At 73.6% G+C, this 11,399-nt stretch carries 12 protein-coding genes and 1 pseudogene; 8 read left to right on the top strand and 5 right to left on the bottom strand.

What is annotated here, in order from left to right; all coding sequences use genetic code 11:
* Nucleotides 1–282: pseudogene (locus E2E34_RS24280) on the top strand (serine-threonine protein kinase); the annotation flags it as partial.
* A 74-nt stretch (nt 283–356) separates the two neighbouring features.
* Here the strand turns inward: E2E34_RS24280 and E2E34_RS24275 are convergent.
* Nucleotides 357–3,200, bottom strand: a complete 2,844-nt coding sequence (locus E2E34_RS24275; RefSeq protein ID WP_138904042.1) for a penicillin acylase family protein — start codon at nt 3,198–3,200, stop codon at nt 357–359.
* A 189-nt stretch (nt 3,201–3,389) separates the two neighbouring features.
* On the opposite strand from E2E34_RS24275, the gene E2E34_RS24270 reads away from it, so the two are divergent.
* A complete protein-coding gene (locus E2E34_RS24270; RefSeq protein ID WP_138904041.1) occupies nt 3,390–4,001 on the top strand; it encodes a hypothetical protein in 612 nt (203 codons plus the stop codon).
* A 115-nt stretch (nt 4,002–4,116) separates the two neighbouring features.
* Nucleotides 4,117–4,836: a 3-keto-5-aminohexanoate cleavage protein gene (locus tag E2E34_RS24265; RefSeq protein WP_244316038.1), complete on the top strand. Its 720-nt coding sequence runs from the start codon at nt 4,117–4,119 to the stop codon at nt 4,834–4,836.
* Nucleotides 4,837–4,883: 47 nt separating this feature from the next.
* On the opposite strand, the gene soxR is transcribed toward E2E34_RS24265, so the two are convergent.
* Entirely contained in the window at nt 4,884–5,375 is a 492-nt protein-coding gene (gene soxR, locus E2E34_RS24260) for a redox-sensitive transcriptional activator SoxR (RefSeq protein WP_138904040.1), read from the bottom strand.
* Nucleotides 5,376–5,494: 119 nt separating this feature from the next.
* Between soxR and E2E34_RS24255 the strand changes: the two genes are divergently transcribed.
* Complete coding sequence (locus E2E34_RS24255) at nt 5,495–5,956, top strand: MaoC family dehydratase (protein WP_138904039.1); 462 nt, start codon at nt 5,495–5,497, stop codon at nt 5,954–5,956.
* A gap of 31 nt (nt 5,957–5,987) precedes the next feature.
* Here the strand turns inward: E2E34_RS24255 and E2E34_RS24250 are convergent, their stop codons facing one another.
* The 3 genes from E2E34_RS24250 to E2E34_RS24240 form a co-directional block, all read right to left on the bottom strand.
* Nucleotides 5,988–6,623 (bottom strand): TetR/AcrR family transcriptional regulator, encoded by a 636-nt coding sequence (locus E2E34_RS24250; protein WP_138904038.1) that lies wholly within the window; start codon nt 6,621–6,623, stop codon nt 5,988–5,990.
* 69 nt (nt 6,624–6,692) lie between these two features.
* Nucleotides 6,693–6,980: a YiaA/YiaB family inner membrane protein gene (locus E2E34_RS24245; RefSeq protein WP_138896834.1), complete on the bottom strand. Its 288-nt coding sequence runs from the start codon at nt 6,978–6,980 to the stop codon at nt 6,693–6,695.
* A gap of 109 nt (nt 6,981–7,089) precedes the next feature.
* The gene (locus E2E34_RS24240; protein ID WP_138904037.1) at nt 7,090–8,241 is read right to left on the bottom strand and encodes an acyl-CoA dehydrogenase family protein; all 1,152 of its coding nucleotides are present in this window, start codon (nt 8,239–8,241) and stop codon (nt 7,090–7,092) included.
* Between the two features lie 61 nt (nt 8,242–8,302).
* On the opposite strand from E2E34_RS24240, the gene E2E34_RS24235 reads away from it, so the two are divergent.
* Genes E2E34_RS24235 through E2E34_RS24220 form a run of 4 tightly spaced genes read left to right on the top strand, consistent with a single transcriptional unit; the run spans nt 8,303 to nt 11,376 of the window.
* Nucleotides 8,303–8,968: a TetR/AcrR family transcriptional regulator gene (locus E2E34_RS24235; protein WP_138904036.1), complete on the top strand. Its 666-nt coding sequence runs from the start codon at nt 8,303–8,305 to the stop codon at nt 8,966–8,968.
* Between the two features lie 14 nt (nt 8,969–8,982).
* Nucleotides 8,983–9,753 carry an ArsR/SmtB family transcription factor gene (locus tag E2E34_RS24230; protein WP_138904035.1) on the top strand — a complete coding sequence of 257 codons (771 nt, stop codon included), beginning with the start codon at nt 8,983–8,985 and terminating at the stop codon, nt 9,751–9,753.
* A 55-nt stretch (nt 9,754–9,808) separates the two neighbouring features.
* Nucleotides 9,809–10,582, top strand: a complete 774-nt coding sequence (locus E2E34_RS24225) for a cytochrome P450 family protein (protein WP_138904034.1) — start codon at nt 9,809–9,811, stop codon at nt 10,580–10,582.
* Nucleotides 10,579–11,376, top strand: a complete 798-nt coding sequence (locus E2E34_RS24220) for an isocitrate lyase/PEP mutase family protein (protein ID WP_138904033.1) — start codon at nt 10,579–10,581, stop codon at nt 11,374–11,376. Before E2E34_RS24225 ends, E2E34_RS24220 begins: the two co-directional genes overlap by 4 nt.
* Nucleotides 11,377–11,399 lie beyond the last annotated feature (23 nt).

Here is an 11,399-nt window from a genome sequence, read left to right as displayed (position 1 = left end):
ATCTACCCGCTGGCTTCGCGGCTGGCCGGTGACTCGGCGGGGCTGGCCGGGCTCGGTAGCCGGTGGGGCGCGGTCGGCTTCGGCGGCATCAAGGCGGTGCCGGGGACGGTGGGGCTCACCCTGGCGCGGGCACTGCGCGACGGCGTCCCCGGTTCGGGGTGCGTGAACGTCGACGCGGCGGCGGTCGTACGGCGCGGGGGCGCGCCTTCGGGGGCGCACAGCGACATCCTGCACGCGGAGCTGGCGCGGGTGGTGCTGGCCGCGGGCCGGCTCACCGGCTGAGCGCGGCCGGCCGCCGAGGGGCCTGATCCCGCCGCCGGGACGGGATCAGGCCACTGCGCGCAGGAGCGGGCGGGTCAGCGGTGCGACGGGAACTCGCTGACCATCTGGTAGGTCGGCCGGTTCTGCCAGTGCATCGCGGGGTGGGTGAGGCCGCCCACCGCGCGGTGCACGATCGAGTCGGCGCACCACTGCTCACCCGCCTCGCAGCTCTCGTCGCCCGGGTACACCTCGGCGGCGGGCTTGGCGACGGCCTGCTTCAGGGTGGCGAGGAGCGTGTCACGGCAGGCGAAGAGGTCACCGCCGCCGCAGTACGTCCTGGCCAGCGGGCCCTCGACCCGCTGCCCCAGGACCGTGCGCAGGTCCTTGTCGACGTAGCTCCACCAGCCGTACTGGAAGGCGGAGCCGGCGTGCGCCCCGGTCGGGCCGTGCCCGGCGGACGGCGACTCGTCGGTGCCGAGGTTCCTGGTGAGTTCGCCGTACAGCTCGTCCCCGAGGCCGGGCCGGAACTCGGCCTCGACGAGCAGCGGCCACCAGGCGTCCATGATCCGCACCGCGTCGGGGTGGGTGTACGTCCGCGAGCCCTGGGCGGTCTCCTTGCGCTGGGCGCCGGCGGCGCGCCAGGACTCCAGCTGCTGGACGCCCCTGGCCGTGTCCGGATCGGTGACGGGCTTCGCACGCAGCACCTTCAGCAGTTCGGGCAGCACGTCCTCGCCGCGCAGGTCGGTGACGGCGGCCTCGGCCATGGCCCGGGTCAGCGAGGCGCGGGTGACGCCGCCGTCGGCGACCAGCTTCGCGACCCGGTGGTCGAGGAGGTCGCCCCGGTGCACGGAGCCGTTGCCGAAGCCGGCCGCCGTGTAGCCCTTCGCCTGCCTGTTGTTCCAGGAGATGTAGTAGTCCTGGCCGGTGGACTGCGGGTGTTCGGCGGGTGGGGTGTAGGCGGCGGTGTTGAACGCCGGGTCGAAGTCCCGCCATTCGTTGGCCTTCTCGGCCTTCACCGGCAGCGAGGCGTCGACGCCCTCGGCGCGCACCGGGTTCATGCCGCTGTTGTAGTAGGCGGCGGTGCGGGCGTCGGCGTAGAACCAGTTGAAGGCGTAGTCGATGTGCTGCGCCGCCTTCTGGAAGGACGCGGCGTCCTTCACGTACCCGGGGTCGTTGAACATCTGGAAGCCGATGATCGAGTCGGCCTCGTGCCGGTAAGTGGAGCGCAGCGAGGTGTACGCGACGGGCTTGCCGCCGACGGTGGCGCGGTGGGTGACCGTCCCGTACTTCGTGCGCCAGACCTGCATCCGGTACGAGCCGGCGGCGGTGGAGTCGGCCAGCGTCGGCTTCCAGGCGTTGCGCTTCTCCAGCTTCTCCATGGGGGTGCACGCGCCCCGGAAGAGGTAGTGCGCCGCGTTCTTGTCCGGGGCGCCGCCGCCCGGCTCGCACAGTTCCACGGCGTACGTGTCGGTGATGTCCTGTCCGGCGGAGGTGGCCGACCAGGCGTAGTCCTGGCCCCGGCCGAGCTGCACGTACATGCCGACGCCGGCGAAGGACGCGCCGCGGGCGCTGATGCCGGGGCCCTGGAGCTCCTGGAGCATGAGCAGCTGCGGGGCGAAGTAACCGGTCTGGGGGCCGAACACGGCGACCGGGTTCCCGCTCGCGGTGTGCTCGCCCGAGACGAGCAGCGCGTTGGACATCCCGCGCTTCTTCGAGAAGTCGGCGCCCGGCAGGACCCCGTCGTCGTACATGCCCTGGAGGGGCCTGAGCCTCTTCGGGGCCCGGACGGGGTCCTTCTGCCCGGCGCGCGCGGTCTTCGCGGCGCCCTGGCGGTCGTACACGAGCTGCTCGGGGGTCACGGAGCCGCGGTCGGGCAGGGCCGTGCCGCGCGGGTCGGCGGGCTTCTCGGCGTACGGGAAGCTGGTGCCGTCGTTGACGGTGAGGACGGCCTCGGGGTCGTCGCGCTGGCGGAAGGACTCCCAGACCTCGGTGCCCTCGGCGACGCCGTACTTCTGCTGCGCGGCGAGCAGCGACAGCGCGGACTGGACCTCGCCGCCGCCTCCCCCGCCGAAGAGGCCGCCGACGACGGAGGCGAGCGCGATCAGGTCGGTGACCTTGAAGGGTTTGATCTCGCCGATGTTGGTGATCGCGTCCACCTTGCCGGTGAGCACGTACTCGCCGGGGAAGTAGCGGCCCTTCTTGGCCTTCTCGCGGTAGGAGTTGATGCCGTCGACGTACGCCTGCGCGTCGGCCATCGCCAGCTCGCCGCGCTCGCCCTTGGTCGTCCGTATCCGCTCGACCTGGGCCTGGAGGTCCTCCTCGGTGTATGGGGCCTGCGGCCAGAACTGCTGCTCCAGGCCCTGGTTGGCGAGGGCGCCGCCCGCGAAGGAAGTGAGCTCGCCGCGGCCGATGTGCCGGAAGAGGTCCATCAGCCAGAGCCGGTCCTGACCGGCCGCGTAACCGGCGCCGAACTCCGTGCCGTAGCGGGTGGTGCCCTTGATGTGCGGGACGCCGGTCGCCTTGTCGCGGGTGATCGTGACGTCGTCCCGGGGGCGGATCACGGAGGCCGCCCGGCCCTCGGGGACGCCGAACGAGGCGTCGTTGAAGAAGTCGGTCAGCTTCTCGTCGGTGAGGCCCTGGTGGCCCGCGACCAGGGCGTCGTACCTGGATATCTGGTCGGAACTGTGTGCGGGACGGGTGCCGAGGACGCGGTGCGCGAGGATTTCGGCCAGAGTGGCGTTGCCGTTCTGACCGGGCGGCAGGATGTCGTCGCACTGGCCCCCGCAGTGGTCCGCCGCGGGCGCCGGGGCCTGGGCGGCCGCCCGTCCGGAGTCGGCGGTGGCCCGCGGCAGGGGGGACAGCAGTCCTGCGGCGAGGGCGATCACCGCTGCTGCCAGGGCTGTTCTGTGCTGTGCGGGACGGGTACGTCGTCGTCGCATGCGAGCTCCTTGGGGGGCGGCAGGTGCGACGGACGTTACTGGCGGTACGCGGCCGCCCGAAAGTGAGCATGCGTCACTTTTTCCAAATCCCCCCACTGATGTCGGCCATTCGATTTTCGATGGCACCGATCGGGGCACCCGTACGTCCACTCTGTGACGCCGAAGTACAAGCGACGGAGGTGGCAAGCGATGGCCGGATTCCGGAGTCTTGCGAGACAAGTACGCGACCCGCGGTGCGATCTGGCGCTGCGGCGGTACTCGCTGCGCAAATGCCTGGAACGGTTCGCCCCTTACGGGCACAGGGCGACCTGGGACCATCTGTGTTCGAGGCACCTGATCGAACCGGAGGACAGGGCCCCTGATCCGGCGCGGCTGGTGGCCGCGCTCGAGGAGCTGGAGGAGGCGCGGGCCGTCTGGCTCGCCTATGAAGTGGAGTTCGCCCGGCGGCGCAAGCGCGAGAAGCACGACGGGCTGCGGCGCCCCGGTTCGTTCGACGACTGGCACCGCCGCACCTGGGGCGGGTGCGGGGTGGCCTGGTGCGACGATCCCGCGGCTCATCCGGTGGCGCCGCTCGGCGACGTGCTGCGCCGGCTGATCTCCGCGCTGGAGTCCGAGCCGGGGGCCGGCTGCCCGGTGTGCGCGGACAGCGGGATCGTCTGGAAGCAGGGACTGGCGCACGAGCCCTGGTACGGGCCGGTGTGCACGGGCTGCGGCATTCTCGTGCCGCAGCCGGTCCTGACGTCCGAGGCCCTGGCGGAGGCGAAGAGGGTACGGCGCAGGGAGCTGGCGTCGGTGGCGTGAGCGCGCGGGGGCCCGGCGCCGCGCCGACCGCCGCGTCCCCGTGTCGCCCGTACCGTCGCAAGGGCCCGCCGCGCGGGCCGCCGCACTGTCAGTGGTGGATGTCACCATCGGACCCATGAACATGCTCCGGATCCAGGTCTGTCTGAACGGGCCGCGCGGTGCCGGCGAGAGCGCGGCCGTGCCGGTGACGCCGGGCGCGATGGCCGAGGCCGCTGTCGCGGCGGTCGCCGCCGGCGCCTGTGACGTGCACGTGCACCCCAAGTCCCCCTGCGGCGACGACACGTTGTCCCCGCGAGCGGTGGCCGCGGCGCTGACGGCGATACGGGCCGCGCTCCCCGCGACGGTCCCGGTGGGGGTCACCACGGGCGCCTGGGCCGAGCCCGATCCGCGGCGCCGGGCCGAGCAGGTGCGCGCCTGGACGGTGCTGCCGGACCACGCGTCCGTGAACTGGCACGAGCCGGGCGCCGAAGAGGTGGCGGCAGCCCTCCTGGAGCGCGGTGTCGGCGTGGAGGCCGGCCTCTGGTCGGGCACCGACGGCGTACGCCGCTTCCTCGCCTCGCCGCTCGCACCCCGGGTTCTGCGGGTGCTCGCCGAGGTGACGGACACCGATCCCGCCACGGCCGAGACCTCGGCCCGGGCCCTGCTGGCCGAACTGGGCGACGCGCGGGGCGTACCCGTGCTGCTGCACGGCGAGGACGGCGGCGCGTGGCCGGTGCTGCGGCTGGCCCGCGCGCTCGGGCTGGCGACCCGGACCGGCCTGGAGGACACGCTGCTGCTTCCCGACGGCCGGCCGGCGCGCTCCAGTGCCGAGCTGGTGCGCGCGGCGCTGCGGTAGGCCGCGCGCGGCGCGGTGGCGTTGGTACGGCGCGCGGGGCGGGCGGCTCAGGCGGTGCGCTCCGCCTTGCGCTCCTGCGCGCCCCGGCGTTCCGCGTACAGACGGGAGCCGGTGATGCGCTCACCGAAGACGTCGTCCGGGTTGGACAGCACGCAGGACTCCAGCGACAGGCAGCCGCAGCCGATGCAGTCGGTGAGGTGGTCGCGCAGGCGGCCGAGCTGCTTGATGCGCTCGTCCAGTTCCGAGCGCCACGCCCGGGAGAGGCGGGCCCAGTCCTCGTGGTTGGGCGTGCGCTCCTCGGGCAGTTCCGACAGGGCGTCGCGGATGGTGGCGAGCGGGATGCCGACGCGCTGGGCGGCGCGCACGAACGCGACGCGGCGCAGTGCGTCTCGGCCGTAGCGCCGCTGGTTCCCCGAGGTCCTGCGGCTCGTGATCAGGCCCTTGGACTCGTAGAAGTGGAGGGCCGACACGGCGGCGCCGCTGCGTGCGGACAGCTGGCCGACCGTGAGTTCGTGGATCTTCTCTGGTATCTGCGGCACTCCCCGAACCCTACCGGGCTTCCGTTGACAGAACAGTGAAGTCGACACCATGCTGAGCAAGCGCTTAGAAACGTGGCGCGTACGCGAATGTCAGCCGTACGAGAGGCAGGGGCCGGGACATGGTAGAGCCGAGGATCTTCACGTCCGCCGAGGAGCTGCGCGCCGGGGTCGGCGAGCAGCTGGGGCACAGCGAGTGGCTGGAGGTCGACCAGAAGCGGATCGACCTGTTCGCCGAGGCGACCGGCGACCACCAGTGGATCCACGTGGACCCTCAGAAGGCGGCGGCGGGCCCCTTCGGCACGACCATCGCGCACGGCTACCTGACCCTGTCGCTGCTGCCCGCCCTGGTCCCGCAGATCATGCGGGTCGAGGGCATGAAGATGGGCATCAACTACGGCTCCAACAAGGTCCGCTTCCCCTCCCCCGTGCCGGTCGGCTCGCGGGTGCGGGCCACGGCGGTGCTCAAGGAGGTCACGGACGCGGGCGGCGGCGTGCAGGTGACGGCCGTCGTGACGGTCGAGCGCGAGGGCGGCGACAAGCCGGCGTGCGTGGCGGAGTCGGTGTCGCGGTACTACTTCTGAGCCCGGCGCCCCCGCTTTCCGGTCCGCGCTCCTACTGCTGCGCGGTGACCATCCGCAGGACGAGGCCGGCGTACAGCGCGCCGACCTCGTCGGGCGTCCTGCGCCCCTGCGCGTTGAACCAGCGCGCCACGTCGATGCACAGCGACAGCACGGCCAGCGTGGTGCCGGGGACGTCCGGGACGTCGAACTCCCCGGCCTTCACGCCGTCGTTCAGGATGCGCCGTACGGCCGCGTCGGTCCGGCGGCGCAGCTCGATGATCTCGGCGCGGTGCTCGTCGCTGAGCGCGTCGAGTTCGTACTGGACGACGCGCGCGGTGGTGTGGCGCTCCGCGTGCCAGCGGACGAAGGAGCGTACGGCGCCGTCGAGCCGTTCGGCGGCCGTGCCCGGGCCCTCGGCGGCGGCTTGGAGGATCTCCAGGGCCTTGTCGTGCCCGATGCGGCTGATCCGGTGGAGCAGCTCTTCCTTCGTCTTGTAGTGGATGTAGAGCGCCGCCGGGCTCATCCCCGCGCGGCCCGCGATGTCGCGGGTCGTGGTCGCGTGGTAGCCGCGCTCCGCGAACGCCTCGACGGCGGCGACCAGCAGTTTCCTGGCCGCTTCGGGGGTGACCTCACCCCACGGCTTGGCCGTGTCGTCGTCTGGCTCGGCCGTTTCCTCCGCCGCACTCATGGCTCGCCCCTTCCGTCCGACAGGAACGAACACCATACCCCGAAGGTGAGCAAGCGCTTAGCGCGCCGTTCAGAGCTTCTGGAACGGGTCGTGCTCGGCGAGGAGCTTCTCCAGCCGGGCCTGGTCGACGCGGCTGACGATCTGGCCCGCCTCCTGACGGTCCCTGATCACTTTGGCGAGGGTGAAGGCGGAGGTCACCAGGTACAGGACGCCGATACCGAGAAAGGCGCGCACCCAGGGGTCGGCGTCCATGTAGAGGATGCCGAGGGTCACCGCCCCCAGGGCCGCGGCGAAGGCGGCGACGGCCTGACCGTAGTAGGCCGTCGTGTTCTGCTGCTTGACGGGTGTGTCGCTCATGACGGACAGCATGGCCGGGTGAGGCGCGGGTCACATCCGCTCGCGTACTCAGCTCACGTACTCAGGCGGCGCACCGGGCCGCCCCGCCGGAAGGGGGCCGCCGGCCGGGTCAGAAGGCGGACACTCCGGTGAGCGCGCGGCCGATGACGAGTTTCTGGATCTGGCTGGTGCCCTCGTACAGCGTCATCACGCGGGCGTCGCGCAGCAGTTTGCCCGCCGGGTACTCGTCGATGTAGCCGTAGCCGCCGAAGACCTGGAGCGCGTTGTTCGCCGCCCGTACGGCGGCCTCGGAGGCGAAGAGCTTCGCCTTGGACGCCTCGGTGACGAAGGGCTGCCCCCGGTCGATCAGGTCGGCGACGCGCCAGGTCAGCAGGCGGGCGGCGTCCACGTCCACCGCGATGTCGGTGAGGAGCTCCTGGACGAGCTGGTGGTGCGCGATGGTCCTGCCGAACTGCTCGCGCTCGGTGGCGTACTCGACCGCCGCGTCCAGGGCCGCCTGCGCGATGCCGACGCAGCCCGCCGCGACGGACATGCGGCCCTTGGCGAGCGCGGACATGGCGACCGAGAAGCCCTTGCCCTCGGGCGCCAGCATCGCGGAGGCGGGGACCCGTACGTCCTGGAGGACCAGCTCCGCCGTGGCCTGGCCGCGCAGGCCGAGCTTGCCGTGGATCTCGCGGCGGGTCAGGCCGGGGGTGTCGGTGGGCACCAGGAACGCGGAGACGCCCTTGTGGCCGGGGGCGTCGGTGGAGCGGGCGAAGAGCAGCACGACGTCGGCCCAGGTGCCGTTCGTGATGAACGTCTTGGAGCCGTTGACGACGTACGCGTCGCCGTCGCGCACGGCGCGGGTGGTGAGGCTGCCCGCGTCGGAACCCGTGCCGGGCTCGGTGAGCCCGAAGCAGCCGACCAGATCGCCGGAGGTGAGACCGGGCAGCCACTGCCGCTTCTGCTCCTCGGTGCCCCAGTGGGCGAGGGTCTTGGCGACCAGGCCGAGCGACACGGACACGATGCCGCGCACGGCGGAGTCGCCCCGGCCGAGTTCTTCGGTGACGAGGCAGTACGCGAGGTGGTCGCCGCCGCAGCCGCCGTACTCCTCGGGGATCGTCAGGCCGAGGAAGCCGAGGGCGCCGAGCTTCTTCACGATCGCCCGGTCGACGCTCTCCGCCCGGTCCCACGCGGCGGCGTGCGGTGCGATCTCGCGGTCGCTGAAGTCCCTGGCGAGCTGCCGTACGGCGGTCTGCTCCTCGCTGAGTTCCAGATTCATCCCGGCACCCCACTTTTAATTAGCACTGCTAGTTTCTTTTGCCGGGCCTACTATGTGCCGCATGGCCCGACCGCGCAAGCCCCTTCTCAGCCGTGACCGCATCGTCGGGGCGGCGAGCGCGCTGGTGGACGCCGAAGGGCTCGACGCGGTCTCCACCCGCCGGCTCGCGGCCGAGCTCGGGGTCAGCGGGCCGTCCCTCTACAACCACTTCCACAACAAGGACGAGATCCTCGACGCGGTGGCCGACGGCGTGAGCGCCAAGGTGGACCTGTCGATGTTCGACCCGGCGGACGGCCGCGACTGGCGGACGGCGCTGCACGACTACGCCGTCTCCTACCGCGCCGCGCTGACCGAACACCCCAACGTCGTACCGGTGCTGGCGCGCGGCCCGGGACGGCGTCCGGCCGGCCTGCGGGTCGCCGACGCGGTGTTCGGAGCGATGGTCAGGGCGGGGTGGCCGCCCGCCCAGGCGACGCACATCGGCGCGCTGATGCGGTACTTCATCACCGGATCGGCGCTCGGCTCGTTCGCGAGCGGCTTCGTCGACGACGAGGCGGCGTACGACCCGGCGGACTACCCGCACCTCGGCCAGGCGCATCTCCTCGCGGAGCGACGGCAGCAGGTCGACGAAGGGGCGTTCGAGACGGGGCTGCGGGCGCTGCTCGACGGCCTGGCGCTCCAGTACGCGCGGCTGAGGACGGTTCGGCAGACGCCGAAGAGTCACTGACGCATCCTGGCAGCATGGCACCCGACGACTCCCCCGCCTCCACTGCCTCCTGCGCCTCCCCGCTCTCCGCCGCGGGGCGGCTGGCCGCGCTCGCCGCCCTGCTCGCCGACGAGACCCGCGCCTCGTTCTGCCTGGCGCTGCTCGACGGCCGGGCGTGGACGGCGGGCGAACTGGCGCGCCGCGCGGGGGTGGCGGCCTCGACGGCGAGCGAACACCTCGGCAGGCTCGTCGCCGGCGGGCTGCTCACCGAGGAACGGCAGGGCAGGCACCGGTACGTCCGCCTCGCCGGCCCGGAGACGGCCCACCTGGTGGAGGACCTCGCCGCGCGCACGGCGCCGTCGGCCGCCGGGCGGGCCGAGGCGCCCCGCACCCTGCGGGCGGCGAGTGCGAGCAGCGCGATGGCGCGGGGCCGCACGTGTTACGACCACCTCGCCGGCCGGGTCGGCATCGTCGTCACGGACGCGATGACGGCACGCGGTCTGCTGCGGCAGGACGCGGGGTTCGCACTCACGGACGAAGGGCTGGCCTGGTTCGACGCGCTGGGCATCCCTCTGGAGCACACGGGCCGGCGCCCGCTGGCGCGCTCCTGCCTCGACTGGACCGAACGCCGCCCGCACCTGGCGGGGGTGGCCGGGGCGGCGCTCTGCCGCCACGCGCTGGAAGCGGGCTGGTGCGTGCGCATCGGCTCCGAACGGGCGGTGAAGGTGACGCGGGAGGGCGAGCGGGCGCTGCGGGACGTGCTGGGGATCGAGCCGGGGGCGCTGGCCGGGACGCCGGGGCCGTGAGGCAGCCGTGACGCTTCGGCCGGGGCCGAAACGTCACGCCGGTACGTTCACGGACATGACGACGCCGACGCCCCCGCCCGACGCCCGCGCCCTGCTCCGCGACCCCCGCTTCCTCGTGCCGCGGGCGCCCTCGGGCGGCGCGCCCGGAACCATGCGCTGGCTGCGCGGCGCCGTGCCGCGGTTCAGCAACGGCCCCGCGCACGCCCGGCGACGCGCCCTGGCCGAGGCCGAGTTGCGGCGCCTCGACCCGTCGCGGTTGCGGGAGGCGGCCAGGACCGCGACCCGCGGTGCCGCGGCGCCGGACGCCGCGCCCCATGTCCCGGTGGCCGTCCTCGGCGCGGCGCTGGGGGCGCGCGGGGATGTCGTGCCGGCGACGCGCGCGGTCGCGGCGGCGTACCGGCCCGGGGCGTCGCCGGAGCTGACGGCTCGGGCCGACGAGGGCGTACGCACCCTGATGGGCCTGCTGCCGGACGGTGAGCCCGAGAGCGTCGCGAACCGGATCGGGCTGCTCGTGCAGACCTGCGACGCCACCGCCGCGCTGATCACCGGCGCGCTGGAACGCGCCGCCGAGGGCCGGTGGCGCGGCTGCGTCGAGGAGTTGCTGACCGACACGCTCCTGCTGTCCCCTCCCGTGCGCGCCACGTGGCGCGTCGCCGGCGCCGGAGCGAGGCTGAACGGCCGGCCCGTGCCCGAGGGCACCGAAGTGCCCCTGGACCTGGCCGCGGCCCGGGCCCCCTTCGGGGACGGCGTCCGCCCGTGCCCCGGCTCCCGTCACGCCCTCGCGCTGGCCTGCGGCGTGCTCGACGTACTCCTGGAGGAGAAAGCATGATGAACCAGGACCGCTGCGCGGCGTTCCGCGCCCTGCACCATCGCCCCGGCCAGCCGCTCGTCCTCCCCAACGCCTGGGACCACGCGTCCGCCGCCGCGCTCGCCGAGGCCGGCTTCGCCGCGATCGGGACCACCAGCCTCGGTGTGGCGTCGGCCGCCGGCAAGCCGGACGCGGCCGGCGCGGCACGCGAGGAGACGCTCCACCTCGGACGCCGGCTCGCGCGGTTGCCGGTGCCGGTCACCGTGGACATCGAGGGCGGCTTCGGCGCCGGTCCGGACGGTGTCGCGGCGCTGGCCGCCGAGCTCGTACGGGCGGGGGTGGCCGGGGTCAACATCGAGGACGGCCGCCCGGACGGGACGCTCGCGCCGCTCGGCCTCCAGCGGGAGATGATCGGCGCCGTGAAGGAAGCGGCGCCGGCCCTGTTCGTCAACGCGCGCACCGACACGTACTGGCTGGCGGACCGGGCGGGCGAGACGGCGCGCCGGCTGTCCGCCTACCGGGAGGCGGGCGCGGACGGCCTGTTCGTCCCCGGGCTCCAGGACGAGCCGGTCATCACCGCCCTGGTCGCCGAGTACGGGCTTCCGCTCAACATCCTGTACGCGCCCGGGCGGTTGCCGGTCGCCCGTCTCGCGGAGCTGGGGGTGGCGAGGGTCAGCACGGGGTCGCTGCTGTTCCGGGCCGCCGTGCGGCACGCGGTGGACGTGGCGCGGGCGGTGGCCGGCGGCGAGGCGGACGCGCCGGGCGTGCCGGCGTACGCGGCGGCGGACGCCTGGTCGGACGTGTACCGGAAGTAGCGCGCCGGCCGCCCGCCCCCGCG

Origin of the sequence: Streptomyces albidochromogenes (genome assembly GCF_005981925.1) — a bacterium.
Classification (GTDB): Bacteria; Actinomycetota; Actinomycetes; order Streptomycetales; family Streptomycetaceae; genus Streptomyces; species Streptomyces albidochromogenes.
Note: the sequence above shows the minus strand (reverse complement) of the source record. Positions and strands in the feature narration are given on the sequence as shown.

What these genes read in the sequence shown, in the direction of transcription:
- E2E34_RS24275 (WP_138904042.1), bottom strand. Translation starts at nt 3,200, where the DNA reads ATGCGACGACGACGTACCCGTCCCGCACAGCACAGAACAGCCCTGGCA.
- E2E34_RS24270 (WP_138904041.1), top strand. Translation starts at nt 3,390, where the DNA reads ATGGCCGGATTCCGGAGTCTTGCGAGACAAGTACGCGACCCGCGGTGC.
- E2E34_RS24265 (WP_244316038.1), top strand. Translation starts at nt 4,117, where the DNA reads ATGAACATGCTCCGGATCCAGGTCTGTCTGAACGGGCCGCGCGGTGCC.
- E2E34_RS24255 (WP_138904039.1), top strand. Translation starts at nt 5,495, where the DNA reads ATGGTAGAGCCGAGGATCTTCACGTCCGCCGAGGAGCTGCGCGCCGGG.
- E2E34_RS24250 (WP_138904038.1), bottom strand. Translation starts at nt 6,623, where the DNA reads ATGAGTGCGGCGGAGGAAACGGCCGAGCCAGACGACGACACGGCCAAG.
- E2E34_RS24245 (WP_138896834.1), bottom strand. Translation starts at nt 6,980, where the DNA reads ATGAGCGACACACCCGTCAAGCAGCAGAACACGACGGCCTACTACGGT.
- E2E34_RS24240 (WP_138904037.1), bottom strand. Translation starts at nt 8,241, where the DNA reads ATGAATCTGGAACTCAGCGAGGAGCAGACCGCCGTACGGCAGCTCGCC.
- E2E34_RS24235 (WP_138904036.1), top strand. Translation starts at nt 8,303, where the DNA reads ATGGCCCGACCGCGCAAGCCCCTTCTCAGCCGTGACCGCATCGTCGGG.
- E2E34_RS24230 (WP_138904035.1), top strand. Translation starts at nt 8,983, where the DNA reads ATGGCACCCGACGACTCCCCCGCCTCCACTGCCTCCTGCGCCTCCCCG.
- E2E34_RS24225 (WP_138904034.1), top strand. Translation starts at nt 9,809, where the DNA reads ATGACGACGCCGACGCCCCCGCCCGACGCCCGCGCCCTGCTCCGCGAC.
- E2E34_RS24220 (WP_138904033.1), top strand. Translation starts at nt 10,579, where the DNA reads ATGATGAACCAGGACCGCTGCGCGGCGTTCCGCGCCCTGCACCATCGC.